13 protein-coding genes are annotated in these 16,606 nt (G+C 73.7%); 5 read left to right on the top strand and 8 right to left on the bottom strand.

What is annotated here, in order from left to right; all coding sequences use genetic code 11:
• Positions 1–277 precede the first annotated feature (277 nt).
• The 4 genes from AB0M29_RS17395 (at position 278) to AB0M29_RS17410 (ending at position 3,123) form a co-directional block, all read left to right on the top strand.
• A complete protein-coding gene (locus AB0M29_RS17395; protein WP_365383357.1) occupies positions 278–1,090 on the top strand; it encodes a polysaccharide deacetylase family protein in 813 nt (270 codons plus the stop codon).
• Between the two features lie 71 nt (positions 1,091–1,161).
• Positions 1,162–1,869, top strand: coding sequence for an FCD domain-containing protein (locus AB0M29_RS17400; RefSeq protein ID WP_365383358.1), 708 nt, complete (start codon positions 1,162–1,164; stop codon positions 1,867–1,869).
• A 100-nt stretch (positions 1,870–1,969) separates the two neighbouring features.
• The gene (locus tag AB0M29_RS17405; protein WP_365383394.1) at positions 1,970–2,467 is read left to right on the top strand and encodes a methylated-DNA--[protein]-cysteine S-methyltransferase; all 498 of its coding nucleotides are present in this window, start codon (positions 1,970–1,972) and stop codon (positions 2,465–2,467) included.
• Positions 2,464–3,123, top strand: coding sequence for an alpha-ketoglutarate-dependent dioxygenase AlkB (locus AB0M29_RS17410; protein WP_365383360.1), 660 nt, complete (start codon positions 2,464–2,466; stop codon positions 3,121–3,123). The genes AB0M29_RS17405 and AB0M29_RS17410 overlap by 4 nt, the downstream gene beginning before the upstream one ends.
• A 40-nt stretch (positions 3,124–3,163) precedes the next feature.
• Here AB0M29_RS17410 and AB0M29_RS17415 read toward each other — a convergent pair whose 3' ends face one another.
• The 8 genes from AB0M29_RS17415 to AB0M29_RS17450 form a co-directional block, all read right to left on the bottom strand.
• A complete protein-coding gene (locus AB0M29_RS17415) occupies positions 3,164–4,207 on the bottom strand; it encodes an alpha/beta hydrolase-fold protein (protein ID WP_365383362.1) in 1,044 nt (347 codons plus the stop codon).
• A gap of 13 nt (positions 4,208–4,220) precedes the next feature.
• Positions 4,221–8,519: a beta-ketoacyl synthase N-terminal-like domain-containing protein gene (locus tag AB0M29_RS17420; RefSeq protein WP_365383364.1), complete on the bottom strand. Its 4,299-nt coding sequence runs from the start codon at positions 8,517–8,519 to the stop codon at positions 4,221–4,223.
• Positions 8,516–10,528, bottom strand: coding sequence for a fatty acyl-AMP ligase (locus tag AB0M29_RS17425; RefSeq protein ID WP_365383366.1), 2,013 nt, complete (start codon positions 10,526–10,528; stop codon positions 8,516–8,518). Before AB0M29_RS17425 ends, AB0M29_RS17420 begins: the two co-directional genes overlap by 4 nt.
• A gap of 348 nt (positions 10,529–10,876) precedes the next feature.
• On the bottom strand, positions 10,877–11,110 hold the full coding sequence (locus AB0M29_RS17430) for a hypothetical protein (RefSeq protein WP_365383368.1): 234 nt from the start codon (positions 11,108–11,110) through the stop codon (positions 10,877–10,879).
• A gap of 25 nt (positions 11,111–11,135) precedes the next feature.
• The gene (locus AB0M29_RS17435; protein WP_365383370.1) at positions 11,136–12,443 is read right to left on the bottom strand and encodes an FAD-dependent oxidoreductase; all 1,308 of its coding nucleotides are present in this window, start codon (positions 12,441–12,443) and stop codon (positions 11,136–11,138) included.
• Positions 12,444–12,454: 11 nt separating this feature from the next.
• Positions 12,455–13,264: an amino acid ABC transporter ATP-binding protein gene (locus AB0M29_RS17440; protein ID WP_365383372.1), complete on the bottom strand. Its 810-nt coding sequence runs from the start codon at positions 13,262–13,264 to the stop codon at positions 12,455–12,457.
• Complete coding sequence (locus AB0M29_RS17445) at positions 13,261–13,989, bottom strand: amino acid ABC transporter permease (RefSeq protein ID WP_365383374.1); 729 nt, start codon at positions 13,987–13,989, stop codon at positions 13,261–13,263. Before AB0M29_RS17445 ends, AB0M29_RS17440 begins: the two co-directional genes overlap by 4 nt.
• Positions 13,990–14,022: 33 nt before the next feature.
• A complete protein-coding gene (locus tag AB0M29_RS17450) occupies positions 14,023–14,970 on the bottom strand; it encodes a transporter substrate-binding domain-containing protein (protein ID WP_365383376.1) in 948 nt (315 codons plus the stop codon).
• 271 nt (positions 14,971–15,241) lie between these two features.
• Here AB0M29_RS17450 and AB0M29_RS17455 point away from each other — a divergent pair, with 271 nt between their 5' ends.
• Entirely contained in the window at positions 15,242–16,426 is a 1,185-nt protein-coding gene (locus AB0M29_RS17455; protein WP_365383378.1) for a sugar diacid recognition domain-containing protein, read from the top strand.
• The last annotated feature ends 180 nt before the right edge of the window (positions 16,427–16,606 follow it).

Below are 16,606 nucleotides of genomic sequence, written 5' to 3' on the forward strand. Positions count from 1 at the left end.
TGTGCGTCCAAGGTGCTTACGGGTGAACGGAGTTGGCATCCGCCCTGCGCCGGCTCCCACATCGGCTCCCGTACCGGCTCCCGCGTCGGCTCCCGCGCCGACGGGTGCCGACCGGGACCGCGCGCGGTCCCGCCGCAGCCCACCCGCTATACATGGCGTGTATAGCGGGTGTGTACAGTGACCCCCGTCGCCGCTCGCGCCCCAGGGTGCGCACCCGGCGCTTCGCCCGCAGCGCGCCCCGCGCACCCCACCGCACCGCCCCCGGAGGAACCTCGTCATGCCGCGTACGCCGCGAAAGCCCTCAGCGATCCGGCGGAAGGCGGCCTCCGCGACCGTGGCGGCCGTCTCCGCCACGGCCCTGGCCCTCACTCTCAGCGGCTGCGCCAGCTACGACGCGCAGTCGCCCAAGAGCGCCAGGAACGCGGCGTACGACGCGGCGGACAACGGCAAGGGCGGCTCCCCGCTGCCTGCCGGGGCGGTCGACTGCCGCAAGGCCAAGTGCATAGCCCTGACCTTCGACGCCGGGCCCAGCGAGCACACTCCCGCGCTGCTGAAGGTGCTCAAGGAGAAGAAGGTCAGCGTCACCTTCTTCCTGCTGGGCCACAACCATGTCGACAAGTACCCGGAACTGGTCAAGCAGATGGCCGCGAACGGCAACGTGCTCGGCAACCACTCGTGGACCCACCCGCGGCTGACCGACCTCCCGCCGGAGAAGATCCGCGCCGAACTCGACCACCTGGACACCGAGGTGGAGCGGCTCACCGGCACCCGGCCCACGCTGATGCGCCCGCCGCAGGGCCGTACCGACGAGAAGGTGTCGAAGGTCTGCAAGGAGCTGGGGCTGGCGCAGGTGCTGTGGAACGACACCGCGAGCGACTACGCCACGACCGACACCGCGCTGATCACGAAGCGGATCCTGGACAAGGCCGACCGTGACGGGATCATCCTGCTGCACGACCTCTACCAGGGGACGGTGCCCGCGGTGCCGGGGATCATCGACGCCCTGCACGCGCAGGGCTACACCTTCGTCACCGTCCCCGAACTGCTGGCCCCCGCGACCCCGGAGCCGGGCAAGGTGTACCGGCCCTGAGGCCCCGCCGCGCCATGCCGGGTAGACTGGCCAATAGCGACTCCTCAGACAACCTGAGAGGTGATGACGTCATGCCGCTCGGTTCGCTGCGTCCCAGTCCGCTCGTCGAACAGGCCACCGCGCATCTGCGCGAGCAGATCGCCGACGGCCACTGGCCGGTCGGTACGCGGCTGCCCGGTGAGACCGCCCTCGCCGCGTCGCTCGGCGTCGGCCGGTCGACGGTCCGCGAGGCGGTCCGCGCCCTGGCCGGCGCGGGGCTGCTGCGTACCCGGCAGGGCGCGGGGGTGTTCGTCATCGCGACACAGCCCGTGGAGGACTGGTCGGCCAAGCTGAGCCGCGCCGCCGTCACCGATGTCCACGAGGTGCGGGCGATGCTCGAAGTGCAGGCCGCCCGGCTGGCCGCCGAGCGGCGCACGGACGCGGACGTCGCCGCCATGCGCGCCGCCCTGGCGGCCCGGCAGGCGGCGGCCGCGGTCGACTCCGGCGCGTTCGTGGACGCCGACATCGCGCTGCACGCGACCATCGTCGCGGCCGCCCACAACCCCGTACTCGCCGATCTCTTCACCGAGTTCACCCCGGCGCTGCGCGAGGGCCTGATCCCTCTGGTCGAGCGGCTGGGCCTGCGCGACCTCGACCACTCCCCCGGTGACGCCTCGCAGGCCGCGATGGTGACCGCCGTCGCCGCCGCCGACCCCGACGGGGCGGGCCGGGCGGTGCGCGAGGAACTCGACCGCACGTCCGCGATGCTGCGCGCGAGTGCCCCGCTCCCCCACCGCTGACCGGCGCTTGCGCGCCCGCGATCTACCTGTCCGATTACCGCCAGCTCAGCGCGGGGCGAAGCCGCACAGTAGAGGGGTGAGCCGGAGAGAGGACGAGAAGATGAAGGTCTACACGACAGTCGACAGCCCGCTGGGCGAACTGCTGCTGGTCGGCGAGGAGCGGCCCGGAGGCGGAGTGGTCGTGGACTCGCTCTCGCTGCCCGGGCAGAAGGGCGCGGCCGTCGTCCAGGACGGCTGGCGGCGGGACGACACCGCGCTCGCGGCGGTGGCCGACCAGCTGCGGGCGTACTTCCGCGGCACCCGTACCCACTTCGACATCGAGACGACCGTCCGCGGCACCGCGTTCCAGCAGCGGGTCTGGCAGGCCCTGGAGGCGATCCCGTACGGGACCACGACCACCTACGGCAAGCTCGCCGCGGAGATCGGGGCGTCACGCGCGGCGGTGCGGGCTGTGGGCACCGCGATCGGGCGCAACCCGGTGCTGGTGCTCAGGCCGTGCCACCGGGTGATCGGCGCCGACGGCACCCTGACGGGCTACGCGGGCGGCCTGGAGAGCAAGCAGCGCCTGCTGACCCTGGAGAGCGGCGCCGTCGGATGACCGCACTGATCCCGCTGCCCCGGACGGAACCCGCGCCCGGGGCGGTGCACGTGCCCGGCTGGCTCACCCTCGACGAGCAGCGCGAGCTGGTCGCCGCGTGCCGCGACTGGGCGCGCGGCCCGGTGCCGATGCGGCGGACCGTGCTGCCGCGCGGCGGGGTGATGTCGGTGCGGACGGTCTGTCTGGGGTGGCACTGGCGGCCGTACACGTACTCCCGTGTGGCAACGGATGTGAACGGCGCGCGGGTGGCCGACTTCCCCGGCTGGCTCGGCGACTGGGGCAGGCGCGCGCTCGCCGACGCGTACGGCGACCCCGCGGCGGGCGCCGCCTACGCGCCGGACACCGCGCTGGTCAACTTCTACGACGACCGGGCCACCATGGGCATGCACCAGGACAAGGACGAGCGGTCCGACGCCCCGGTGGTGTCGCTGAGCGTCGGGGACACCTGCGTCTTCCGGTTCGGCAACACCGAGAACCGCGGAAAGCCGTACACGGACGTCGAGTTGGCCTCCGGTGACCTGTTCGTCTTCGGCGGCCCGTCGCGCTTCGCCTTCCACGGCGTGCCCAAGGTCCGTCCCGGCACCGGCGATCCGGCCACCGGGATGACCGGCGGCAGGCTCAACATCACCCTGCGGGCCACCGGCCTCACCGGCTGAACTCCCGCCGGTGAGGCGGTGGGTCGCGCGAGGCGCGTCCTTACGAGGGCAGCCCGAGCCCATGGGCCAGCATCGGCCAGGAGCGGGTGAACTCCCCCTGCCACGACGACCAGTTGTGCACACCGCCGGTGTAGAAGTGGGTCGTCACCGGGATGCCCATGAACAGCAGCCGCACCGAGAAGGACTGGGCCTGCGGCCACAGGGTGCTCTCCAGTCCCTCGCCGAGCGGGTCGCCGCCACCGCCGACCAGGCCGCTGCCCTGCGACATGTAGAGCGCGGTACCGCGCAGCCCGGCGGCCTGCAGGGCGGGGTTGTTGTTCTTCCACAGCGTCGGGTTGAGGACGTACGGATCGCCCCACAGCGTCAGCCCGTTGAGCCCCTCGCGGGTCACGATCGCCAGCACGATCGTGGGGATGCCGGGGAAGGTGGTGTCCACGATGCCGCTGTACGACGCCACGGCCTTGAAGGCGCCCGGGTGCCGGGCTGCCATCGCCAGCGCGCCGTAGCCGCCGGTGGACACGCCCGCCGCCGCGCGGGCGGTTCCCGCCCGGTAGTCGCGCTGCAGCAGCTGCATCAACTCGGTGACCTGGAAGGTCTCGTAGTCGGCGCCGCCGGGCTGACCGTTGTTCGACCAGTGGGTCGGTATACCGGTGGGACCCGCCGACGGCATGACCGTGATCATGTCCTTGTCGGCGCTGAACGCCTCGATGCCGGTCTCCCGGGTCCACGAGGTGTAGTCGTCGTGCGCGCCCTGGAGCAGATAGAGCACCGGCCAGGTGCGGTTGGGCTGCGCCGCCCAGTTCGTGGGCAGGATCATCCGCACCGGCACGGCCCCGCCGACGGCCGGGGACTGCACGGTGAGGTCGACGGTGCGGGCGTCGAGCCAGTGCTCGGCGGTGACGGTCGCCCCGTCGTCGGCGGTCGCCGTGGGCACGGCGGCGGCAGCGGCGGGCGACGGTACGGCCGCGGCGCCCAGTGCGGCCGGGCCGCACAGGAGTGCCGCGGCGGCGGCGAGGACGGCGGTGCCTGCGACGGCCGTGCGCGGCAGCCGGGCGGCGCCGGATCTGTGGTGCGGTACGGGCATGGTCGGGCTTCCTTCACTGTGGTGTGCGGAGGGTGGCGCCTTCGGTGAGAAACGCCGTGAGCAGTGCGGCGAGGGTGTCCACGGCCGGTGGGTCGAGCAGCGCCAGATGGTGCGCGGCCAGCGGCGCCACCGTCAGGTCGCGGCAGTGGGCGTCCCAGCCCAGCGCCGCGTCGGCCCGCTCGTAGCGCGGGTCCCTGACGGTGTGCGGCGCGGGCAGCGTCGCCCGGCACAGCAGGGTCCTGCCGTCGTACGGGCGCGGGGTGTGCCGCTCGCCGCTGCGCAGGTCGAGGTAGGAGGTGCGCTGGTGCTCCAGCACCGCGGGCGGCAGGTCCACCGCCTGCTCCAGCGCCTTCACGACCCGGGCGATCTGCTCGTCGTCGTCCAGCGCGGCGAGCTCGCCGTACGGCAGCGGCAGCGGACTCCCGTACGTCCGCTCGACATACGCGGCGAAGTCCGCGAAGCGCTGCCGGGCCAGGTCGGCGGGCGGGACCGGCGGCCCGGGCAGCGGCAGCACGCTGTCGATCAGCAGCAGGGCCTCCACATCGCCGTGCGCGGTCAGCAGCCGCACGGTCTCCTGGGCGAGCAGCCCGCCGTACGACCAGCCGCCGAGCGCCCAGGGGCCTTCGGGGTGACGCTCGCGGATCAACTCGGCGTAAACGGCGGCCCGTTCGGTGACGTCGCTGGGTCCTGGCAGTCGTTCGAGACCGAAGCAGGGGCGCTGCTCCGGCAGCCGCCGCACCAGACCGCGGTAGACCGCCGCCGATCCGCCCGCGGGGTGGAACAGGAACAGCGGCGGCAGTGCGCCGGTCGCGCGCAGTTCCCGTACCGCGCCCTCGACGGGCCCTTCGAGGCCCGGCCTGAGCAGCCGCGCGACTCCCGCGAGGGTCACCGGCCCGTCGGCCGGGCCGAGTTCGGCCATGGTGAGCGGGCGCCCGGCCCGCTCCCCCAGCAGCTCGGCGAACCGCCGTCCCACCGCTCCCGCGCGGTCCACCTCCCGCTCCACTCCGTCCGCCGCGTCACCGCCGGCGTCCGACCACGCCTGGAGGACCAGCCGTTCGACGGCGTCCCTTGCCGGTACGGGGCCGCCCGTGCGGGGTGGGGCGCAGTCGCCGCCCGTCCGCGCGTCGAGCGCTGCCGCCGTGCTGGTCAGGGTGGCGCCGTTCAGGAGGGCGGCGGGCGGGAGGTCGGTGCCGAAGGTGTGGGTGACGGTGGCCAGCAACCGGGCGGCCATCAGGGAGTCCAGGCCGAGGTCGGTGAGCGGGGTGTCGGGGTCGATCGCGGTCGGCGGATAGCCCATGACGTCGGCGGCGAGCGCGAGCAGCCGGTCGACGGTGGTCGCGGCCACGGCCTCGGGCCCGGCGGACGGCGGCCGCGGTACGGGGGCGTCGGTCACCCAGTGGCGGCGGCGGTGCCAGCGCGGGGACGGGATGTCGAGGACCCGCGCCGACGGGTCGGCGGGGCGGCGGGCGGCCGCGGGGTCGCGGGTCAGCAGCGTCGCCAGGGCGGTGCGGAAGGTGAGGGCGTCGGGGGTCGCGCGGCGCAGGGTGGACAGGACGAGCGGGCCCGGGACCGCCGCGGCGCGCAGCGTGTCGGCCAGCGGGTGCAACTGCGTGGGGTGCGGGGAGACTTCAACGAAGGTGCGGTGGCCGTCCTCCGCCGCCGCCCGCACGGCCTGGGTGAACCGCACCGGCCTGCGCAGGTTGGCTCCCCAGTAGGCGGTGTCGAAGTCGGGTGTGTCGCGGGGGGCGTAGCCCACGGTGGTGTAGAAGCGGCAGCGGGGCGCCGCCGCCTCGACCACCCCCAACTCCCTTGTGAACGGCCCGAGCAGCGGGTCCACGTCCGGTGAGTGTCCGGCCGCGGTCACCGCCAGCGAGCGGGCGAGGCCGCCCTCCGCCGTCACCCGCGCGATCAGCGCTTCGATGTCGGCGCCCGCGCCCGTCACCACGCTCTGCCCCGGCGAGGCGTGCACGGCGACCAGCAGCGACGGCAACTCCGCGGCCAGATCGGCGATGTCACCCGCCGAGCGGTCGACCACCGCCATCGCCCCGCCGGACAGCCCGTCGAGCAGCCGGGAGCGCACCCCGATCACCCGGGCGCCCGTCTCGGCGTCCAGCGCACCGGCCACCACGGCGGCCGCCACCTCGCCCATCGAGTGGCCGATGACGGCGGCGGGCTCGATGCCGTACGACCGCCACAGCTCGGCGAGGGCGACCTGGACGCCGAAGAGCACCGGCTGCACGGCGGACGGCCGGGACAGTTCGGCGTCGGGCCGCAGCCCGTCGCGCAGGGAGCGGCCGGTGTGCCGCAGCAGCAGTGGGTCGAGGCGTTCCACCGCCGCCGCGAAGGCGGGTTCCGCGGTGAGCAGGCCCTCGGCCATGCCGGGCCACTGCGAGCCGTAGCCGGAGAAGACCCAGACCGGTCCGGGCTCGGGCCGCGCCGGGCCGCTTCCGGCGACCAGCGGCGCGTGCGGGCGCCCGGCGCCGAACCTCCGTAACGCGTGGCCGAGTTCGGCGCTGTCCGCGGTGACCACGGCCAGTCGGTGCCGCCCGCGGCCGGTACGTCCGGCCAGTGTCCTGGCCACGTCGGCGGGCGCGGCGGCCCGGCCCGCCGCGGAGTCCAGCCACTCGCCCACCGCCGCCGCGTCCTCGCGCAGCCGGTCGGGCGAGGGCGCGTCGAGCACGGCGACGACGGGGGTACGGTCGGCGGCGCGTTCCCGGGGCGGCGGCGCGGCGGGCAGATACTCCTGGAGCACCACGTGCGCGTTCGTCCCGCCGAAGCCGAAGGCGGACACCCCGGCCGTCGCGGTGCCCGAGTAGCGGGGCCACGGCTCGGCCCCGGTGACCACGCGCAGGGCCAGCGCGTCGAAGTCGATGTGCGGGCTGGGAGTGCGGAAGTGCAGGCTGGGCGGCAGTTCGCCGTGGTGCAGGGCGAGGACGGTCTTGACCAGTCCGACGATGCCCGCGGCGGCTTCGAGGTGCCCGAAGTTGGTCTTCGCCGAGCCGATCAGCAGCGGCAGGTCGGGGTCGCGGCCACGGCCGAGCACCGCGCCGAGCGCGCCCGCCTCGACCGGGTCGCCGAGCGCGGTGCCGGTGCCGTGCGCCTCCACATAGTCGACCTCGGCGGGCGGCACCGGGCCGTGCGCGCGGTGCGCCTCGGCCAGAAGTGCCTGCTGGGCACGGCCGTTGGGGGCGAGCAGGCCGTTGGAGCGGCCGTCGGAGTTGACGGCGGTGGCGCGGATGACGGCCAGCACCCGGTCGCCGTCGCGCTCGGCGTCGGCGAGCCGCTTCAGGACGACCACCGCGCACCCCTCGCCGCGGACCATCCCGTCGGCCGCCGCGTCGAACGTCTTGCACCGGCCGTCCGGCGCCGTCGCCCCGGCACGCTGGAAGGCGAGGGTGAGCGCGGGCGACAGCAGCAGGTTGACGCCGCCCGCCAGCGCGGTGTCGCTCTCGCCGCAGGCCAGGCTGCGTACCGCCTGGTGGACCGCGACCAGCGACGACGAGCAGGCGGTGTCGACGGCAAGGCTCGGCCCTCGCAGGTCGAAGACGTACGAGAGGCGGTTCGCGGCGATGCTGAGGGCCGCTCCGGGCGGTGTCCAGGCGTCCACGGCGCTCAGCGCGTCGGTGGTCAGCCGGGCGTACTCGTTGCCGCTGATGCCGACGAACACGCCGGTCCTGCTTCCGGCGAGGGCCGCCGCGGGCAGCGCGGCGTGGTGCAGGCTCTCGGCGGTCACCTCCAGCAGCAGCCGCTGCTGCGGGTCCATGACGGCGGCCTCGTGCGGGGTGATGCCGAAGAACTCCGCGTCGAATCCCGCGATGTCGGGGAGGAAGGCGCCGTGCGTGCTGACCTCGTCGGGCGCGCCCATGGACGTGAAGTCCGCCCAGCGGTCGGCGGGTACGGTGCCGACCGCGTCACGGCCGTCGCTGAGCAGCCGCCACAGGGAGGCGGGCCCGGTGACGCCTCCGGGCAGACGGCAGCCGATGCCGATGACGGCGACGGGGCTGTCCGCCGCGGGCGCCGTGGAAGCCGGCGGCGGCGCCTCGTCCCCGTCCCCGGCCTCGTCCCGCTCGCGGTCCAGCCACTGCGCCAGCGCCCCGAGCGTCGGGGCCTCCCACAGCAGGGTCGAGGGCAGCCGCTCACCGATGGCGTCGCCGACCTCCGCCGCGAGGGCGACCGCGTCCCGCGAGGTGAGGCCCAGCTCCGCGAACGGCCGGTCGTCGGCGATGTCCTCGGCCGCCAGCCCGTACCACTGCGCCAGCCGCACCGCCACGACCCGCCGCACGGCGTCCGCCCGCCACCCGTCCCCGGTCACCGCCCGTCGCCCGCCTCGGCCACATGGCCCCCCTCGGCCGCCCGCCCCGGCTCCGCGGGGCCGGACCCGGCGGCGGGCCCGTCCCCCTCCGCGTACTCCCCCGCCAGATACCGCTCCCGGCACGCGCCGCGCGCCACCTTCCCGCTCGACGTGCGCGGCACCGCCCGCGGCGGCACCAGCACCAACCGGGCCAGCCGCAGCCCGTGTTCGGCGGAGACCGCGCCCCGCGCGGCCCGCACGGCGGCTTCGCGCTGCGCCGCCGTCGGCACCGCGTCTCGCCCGTGCTCGGCGACGGCCACCACCCACTCCGGCCCGGCGCCCGGATCCGCGCCGTCCACCGCGGGCGGCCCCGCGCCATCGGCGGCCGCCGCCGCGGCACGCTCCCGCCCGGCGAACGCGGGGGCAGACTCACCCGCGCCGGTGGCGCCCGCGCGACCTGCGCCGCCCGCCACCCGGGTGCCGCCCGCCCGCAGGGCCGCCTCACCCGGGACCGTGAACACCGCGACGCGGTCCCTGCGGATGCCCGGCACCGCCGACTGGACGGTCTCCTCGACGTCCTGCGGGTAGTGGTTGCGGCCGTCGACGATCAGCAGGTCCTTCAGCCGCCCGGTGACGAGGAGTTGGCCCGCGTGCTGGGCGCCGAGGTCGCCGCTGCGCAGCCAGCGGGGGGCGGTGCGGGGTTCGCCGGGGAGTCGGCCGCCGAAGGTGGTCTCGGTGCGTTCGGCCTGCTTCCAGTAGCCGAGGCCGGTGTTGGGGCCGCGCAGCCAGATCTCGCCGACCTGGCCGTCGGGCAGCGGGGTGCCGGTCTCGGGGTCGGCGATCCGCACCTCCTGGCCCACCGGGGTGCCGCACGCGACCAGCCGCACGCCGAGGGCCCCGTCCGCCGCGGCCTCGACGCGGCCCGCCGCCAGCGCGGCCCGGTCGCAGTCGACGACGGTCGGCGGGGCGGTGTACGGGTCGGCGGCGACGAAGACCGTCGCCTCGGCGAGGCCGTACGAGGGGCACTGCGCCTCGGGGCGCAGCCCGGCCGGGGCGAAGGCCCGCTGGAAGCGGTCGACGGTGCCGGGGCGTACGGGTTCGCTGCCGTTGATGAGGACGCGGACCCGGTCGAGCCGCAGGTCCGCCACCTCCCGCGGGCTGATCCTCTCGGCGCAGTAGTCGTAGGCGAAGTTGGGGGCGGCGCTGACCGTGCCGGGGTAGGCGCCGAGCAACCGCAGCCAGCGCAAAGGCTGTTCGAGGAAGGACACCGGGTCCATCAGCACCGAGGGGCGGCCCACGACGACGGGGGCGGCGACACTGAGCACCAGCCCCATGTCGTGGAAGAGCGGCAGCCAGCCGACATGGGTGGAGGGCAGCACGTCGACGCCGAAGGCGGTGAGCGCCTGGCGGGCGTTGGCCACGGCGTTGCGGTGGCTGATCATCACCCCGGCCGGGGTCCGGGTGGAGCCCGAGGTGTACTGCAGATACGCGATGTCCCCCGGGTCCACGGGGAGTTCACCGACCGGCGCGCTCTCCTCGGCGGTCCCGGGGCGGTCGACGCACAGCACCGGCGCCGCGGCCGTACCGTACCCGCCGGTGAACTCCTCGACGGCGGCGGCGTTCGCGCTGTCGGTGAGGACGCACGCGGGCTCGCAGTCGTCGAGGACGGCCCGTAACCGGCCCGCGTGGCCCGGCAGTCCGGGCGCGAAGAGCGGGACGGCGATCACCCGGGCGTACAGGCAGCCCAGGAACGCGGTCACGTAGTCGAGGCCCTGCGGCAGCAGCAGCGCGGCGCGGTCGCCGGGGCCCGCCGTGGCCGCGAGCCGTCCGGCCAGGGCGAGGGCCCGCAGATGCAGGCGCTCCCAGGTGACCGATCGGTGCCGCCCCGGCGATCCCGGCTGGGGGAAGTCGACGAAGCTGAAGGCGCGTTGCTGCCCGCGGTCCGCCGCCCAGTGCCGTAGGTACGCGGTCAGCGGGACGTCCCCGCCGGGCGGCGGGGAATCGGGCGTACTCGCGTGCGTGGGGGGCATGGCGGCTCCAATGACGGGGCGCGGAAATCCTGGCGCGGTGGAATACGGCGAGTGGCCGAATTCCGGTCCGGCGCGACGCGGTCGGACGTGACACGATGCCGCCGGTCGGGGGGAATTGGCGACATCGCGGATTCACGCCTTGCGCAGCACCATAGGGCCTGTGACCAGCAATTGGAGCCCATCGCTCGGCCAATTTCCGCTGAGGCGTGCATCACAGCGAATAGCATTGTCAGTGAAGTGACAACGCCTTTTCGGCGCATTGTCAGCCGGTTGCGAATATCCTCGGGCGCTTGTCCTGCACGGGTGCGCCGGTGTCACGGGGGACGGGGGGTCCGTGAGCGCGGCCCCTCATGTGCCCCCCAGGAGAAGGCCGGGGGTCGGCCGTGGTGTGGTGGTGAGGTCCGCGGTGTCGAGGTCGGCCCCGCGGCGGTGCCGTACGGCGGTGTCGGTGCCGGCGTGGCTGCGGACCTGCCGCTCGGCGTCGATGGGGAAGCGCGCCTTGATCCACCAGGTGTGGGTACCGCGGATCGGTTGGCCGTCCTCGACGCGGACGGTGTGGGCGGTGACGATCCACCAGATCATGACGGCCTCCAGGGTGGGAACACGGTCAGGACGTGAGCCGGTCGAAGCGGAAGGGGGTGAGGGCCTGCGGGCGGCGGCCGGTGAGGACGTACTCCGTGAGCCGTCTGCCGGTGGCGGGGCCCAGGGTGACGCCGAGCATGCCGTGGCCGCTGGCGACGTAGGCGTTCTCGCGTCCCGGGACGCGGTCGATCACCGGCAGGCCGTCGGGGAGGAACGGCCTGCCGCCGACCCACGGGTCGCGGATGAGGGACATCAGGTCGTCGGGCTCGTCGAACCACGGGCCCAGGTAGCGGCGGCTGGCGCGGGCGATGGCGACGATGCGGCGCCAGTCCAGGCGGTTGTTGTTGCCGCTCAGTTCCATGGTTCCGGCGATACGGGTGGCGCCGCCCATGGGGGACGCGACGACGCGGCGTTCGCCGAAGTACAGGCAGTGCAGTGGTGCGGGGTCGAGGTCGACGGTGAAGCTGTAGCCCTTGCCCGCCTGCAGCGGCAGCCGCAGTCCCATGGCGCCGAGCAGGTTCACCGATCGCATCCCGGCGGCCACGACCACGCCCGAGCACGCGATCTCGCCCTGGCTGGTCAGTACCGCCTCGACCGGGCCGGACGACCCGGCGAAGCCGGTGACCTCTACGTTCTCGTGCACCTTGACTCCGGCCTGGCCCAGGGCCGCGTGCAGCGCCCGCACGAACGCGGCCGGATCGACGACGCCCTCGCCCTCGACGAGGTAGGCCGCCTTCACGGCCGGGGACAGCGCGGGGTCGCACGCGTGCGCGGAGGGACCGACCACGGGCTCCTCCGGCACCTCGTACCGGCCGGCGGCCATCTGCCGCTGGATGTCGAGGTGATGGCCGGCCGCGCCCGCGGTGAGGAAGGCGTGCACCATGCCGGGGCGGTGCAGGGTGGTCTCGATCCCGGCCTCGGCCATCTCCTCGAAGAGCTGGAACGTGGGGCGGTTGAGATCGGCCACCGCCTGGTACCCGTCGCGGAACCGGTGCGGACTGCTGCTGCGCCAGAAGCGCCACAGCCAGGCCAGGAACTGCCCGTCGGGACGCGGCCGCAGGTAGAGCGGCGAGTCGGGACGGCCCAGGGAGCGGGCGGCGTAGCCGATGACGCCCGGGGAGGGCACCGGCGCGGAGTGGCTCAGGCACACCCAGCCGGCGTTGCCCCAGGAAGCACCGGAGCCGATGCTCCGCCGCTCCACGATCTCCACCGGTACGCCTTCGGCGGCCAGGTAGTAGGCGGTGCACAGTCCTATGACGCCGCCGCCCACGACCACCACGGGGTTGTCGCGGCGGCGCGGTCCCGCGGGCGCCGCGGACGATACGTTGTTCACCACGGCTCTCCCTAGTCGAGCGTGTCGAAGGACGCCAGGAACTGGCGGGTGCGCGGGTGCTTGGGCCGGACGAGCACCTCGGCCGGCGGTCCCTGTTCGACGATGCGGCCGTCGTCGACATAGACGGCCCAGTCGGAGACGTCCCGGGCGAACGAGATCTCATGGGTGACCAGGACCATCGTCATTCCGCCCGCGGCCAGCCGCCGCATCACGCGCAGCACCTCGCGGGTGGCCTCCGGGTCGAGGGAGGAGGTCGGTTCGTCGAACAGCAGCACCTCGGGCCGCAGGGCCAGCGCACGGGCGATCGCGACGCGCTGCTGCTCGCCGCCGGACATCTGGTCCGGGAAGGCCAGGCCCCGGTGGGCCAGGCCGACCTGCTTGAGCAGTGCCGCGGCGCGCTCCAGCGCCTCGCGCTCGGAGACCTTGGCGGTGCGCTGGGCGAGCATGACGTTCTCGATCGCCGTCAGGTGGGGGAAGAGGTTGAACCGCTGGAAGACCATGCCGACGCGCTGCCGCAGGGACGCCAGGTCCTCGCAGACCACCCGGCCGTCACGGAAGACGGTCTGCCCGGCGATGGTGAGGGTTCCCGCGTCGGGCCGTTCCAGCAGGTTCATGCAGCGCAGCAGGGTGGTCTTGCCCCCGCCGCTCTGGCCGATGATGCTGAGGATGGAGCCGTGGCCCACCGCCAGGTCGACGCCGCGCAGGACCGGGCGCCCGTCGAAGGACTTGGTGAGGTTCTCGATACGGACCACGGGCGGGTCCGCCGGGTGCACGCCGGGGTTCACGGTGTCCATGTCGGGGTCTCGTGCCTCCGTAGTCATGAGACGGGCTCCTTCACGGTCAGCAGGGCGCGCGCTGCCGCGAGTCGGCGCCGCCGGTGGGGGGTGAGGGGTTTGCCGGCGTGGATCCGCCGCTCCAGCCAGAGCAGGAGCTGCGACAGCGGATAGCACAGGGCGAAGTACACGGCGGAGATCACCAGGTAGACCTCCAGCGCCCGGAAGGTCTCCGAGGTGATCAGCCGGGCCTCGGACATGAGTTCCGCGGCGGAGATGGTGACCAGCAGCGAGGTGGACTTCAGCAGGTCGACGAGCATGGTGTTGGTGCCGGGCAGCGCCAGCCGCAGGGCCTGGGGCAGGATCACCCGGGTGTAGACGGCGGTCCGGCTCATCCCGAGCGCCGCCCCGGCCTCCCGCTGCCCGTCGTGCACACCGGAGATGGCGGCCCGGAAGATCTCCGACAGGTACGCCGCGTAGAAGACGATCAGGCTCAGGCAGCCGGCCTGGAAGACGTCGAGCCGCACATTGACGGACGCCAGGCCGAAGTAGGTGAGGAAGATGATCGCCAGCAGGGGGATGTTCTTGAAGATCTCGGTGTACACGGCCGCGGGCAACCGCAGCAGCCGGGTGGGACTCAGCCGGAGCAGGGCGACGCCGAGGCCGAGGACGGTCGCTCCGGCGAAGCTGACGACCGTGTACTCCAGGGTTTTCTGCAGGGCGTCGGACAACGCGGGGAGATAGTCCGACCAGGGAACTTCGATGGCGCTCATCGCCGCTTCTCCTCTCTTGGGTCCGGTGCGCGGCTAGATCGCGGGAGGCGTCCAGTCGGCGGGCCGGTCGACGCCGCGGCGGGAGGTGGCGACACTCGGGTCGGGCTTGAGGAACTGCTGGGGGTCGCCGCCGTACTTGGCGATCAGCCACGTCATCTTGCCGTTCTGGTACAGCGCGCGGATCTGCCGCGAGAGGGCCGCCTCCACCTTGGCTTCCTGCTTGGGCAGGTAGAAGCCGGTCTGGTACGGCTCGAAGTAGGAGTACGACGGGTGTGCCTTGACCTGCGCCTCGGTCGGCGGGGTCAGGTACTGGGTGTTGATCTTCTGGCCGTGCTGCTGCGCGTCGATGATGATCAGCGGGTCCAGGAAGCCGGCGCTGATCCGGCCGGCTGACAGGTCGTCGAAGACCCCGGTGGCGTCGGGGTAGGCGTGGAGCTTGGCTCCCGGCACCGCCTGGATCGACTTGGCCCAGACGTAGCCCTCGACCGTGCCGAGCGGCTGGTTGCGCAGGTCGTCGACGGTCTCGAACTTCTTGCCCGGGGCCACCGCCATGGCGGGGGGCGAGTAGTACGGCGGGTCGGTGAACAGCCCCTGCTTCTGCCGCTCCGCGGTCCAGGCGATGCCGCCGATGGCGACGTCCACCCGGTGGGACTGGACCGAGGCGAGCATGCCGGCGAAGTCCGTGACGACCGGCTCGACGGTGAGGCCGAGCTTGGCGGCCGCGGTGTTCAGGATGTCGGCGTCGAGGCCGACGATCTTGCCGTTCTTCACCGACGTGTACGGGGCGTAGGGCTGGATCGCGACCTTCAGTACACCGGGCTTGATCGTGTCCAGTCCCGGGGCGGACTTCGACGCCGCGGTTTCCTGGCTCTTGGCGGTGCCGCAGGCCGCGAGGGCGAGCATCCCCGCGGCGAGCACGCCCATCCAGGGGCGGACGCGCGATCTGGAGCGACGGCTGGTGACGGAGTGTGAGCGGAACATCGTGGAGCCTTCCGGGACGAAGGGAGAGGTTCGCGTGGTATGCCGGATGTGCGGCTGCCGATTCGCCGGATGATCGCTTGTGGCGCCGAGGGCGTGTGCGAGCAGGGCAACCCCGGGAACGGGTCCGGGGAGGGAGCCGTCCCCGGGGGTTTTCCTGTGCTTCATCGTAGATCCGCCGGGAGGGCTGGTCATTGGGCATGATGCACGGCTCTGCCCTCAATCGACGTGGGATGCTCGTACAATATGCACAACGATCAAGGGGTTGGGGACCATGCTCTCGCCATCGCTCGCACAGGAGATCGCCCGGGACACGACCGCCGTCATCGGGCACAACGTCCTGATCACCGACAGTGAGGGCGTCGTCATCGGAAGCGGCGACACCTCACGCATCGACAGCTTCCACGAGGCGTCGGTCGCCGTGATCCGCGACCAGGAGCCCACGGTGCACAACGCGGCGCAGGCGGCCGCGCTGCGCGGTGTGCGGCCCGGCGTGACCCTGCCGCTGATCCTCGACGGCCAGGGGGTGGGCACCGTGGGGATCACCGGCTCCCCCGGCGAGGTGCGCCGTTTCGGACTGGTCGTCAAACGGCAGATCGAGATCCTGCTGCGCGAGTCCGTCACGCTGCGCTCCCGGGTCCTGCGCGAGCGTGCCCTGGAGGATCTGCTCGCTGACGTCGCGTCATACGACGCCGACCTCGTCGAGCCCGACCTGGTGCTGTTCCGGGGCGCGGAACTCGGCTGCGACCTCACCCTGCGACGCGCCGTCGTCGTCCTCGAACTGCAGGGGCCGACGGCGGGCGGCCCGCTCACCCAGGAGATCCCCGTCCTGCGCCCGGAGATCCTGCGCATCATCCGCGAGGTGTTCGGGGACCCGCAGGACATGGCCACCAGCATGGTGGCCTCCGGGCGGTTCGCGGTGCTCCACCACGTCCCGCAGGGCCTGGCCGCGTACGAGGCGGAGACGGCGCTGGACGCCCGCTGCCGGCGGCTCGTCGAGGTACTGCGGCTGCACCTCGGGCTGACCGCTCATGCGGCGCTCACCGGACCCGCCGACTCGCTGGGCGCCCTGCACGACGCCTACCACGACGCCTGTGACGCGTTGCGGCTGGGACGGCGCGTCGCCCCGGAGGAAAGCGTCCACGCCATCAGCGATCTGAGGGCGCATCAGATGCTGGCGTCAGCCAGCCCCCGGGTCCGCTCCCACCTGGTGCGCGCCGTCGCCGGTGAGCTGCGCGACCAGCCGCAGTGGCCGATCCTGCGGACGACGATCATCGCCCTGTGCGACAACGGGTTCAACCAGGCGCGGACCGCGGAAGCCCTCCACATCCACCGCAACACCCTGGTCTACCGGCTGGGCAAGATCGAGCAGCTCAGCGGGCGGACGCTGCGCTCACCTCGCTTCAGCGTCCCGCTCTACCTGGCGGCGCTCGCGGACCAGCTCGACGCCTCCGGCTGACCCGCGGGTCCGGGGCGGCGGCAGAGGCCCGCGACAAGGGCGGCGACAAGGGCGGGCCCCCGCCGCCGGGGGGGGGCGCGGGGGGGGGGGCCGGGGCGGGGGGGGGGTGGGGCGGGCACGGGGTGGTGTTGGGGGGGGGGGGGTGAGTGATTGGAAAACCACCCCAAAAAAACACCCACA

This window comes from Streptomyces sp. NPDC051976, from assembly GCF_040680795.1.
Taxonomy (GTDB): Bacteria; Actinomycetota; Actinomycetes; order Streptomycetales; family Streptomycetaceae; genus Actinacidiphila.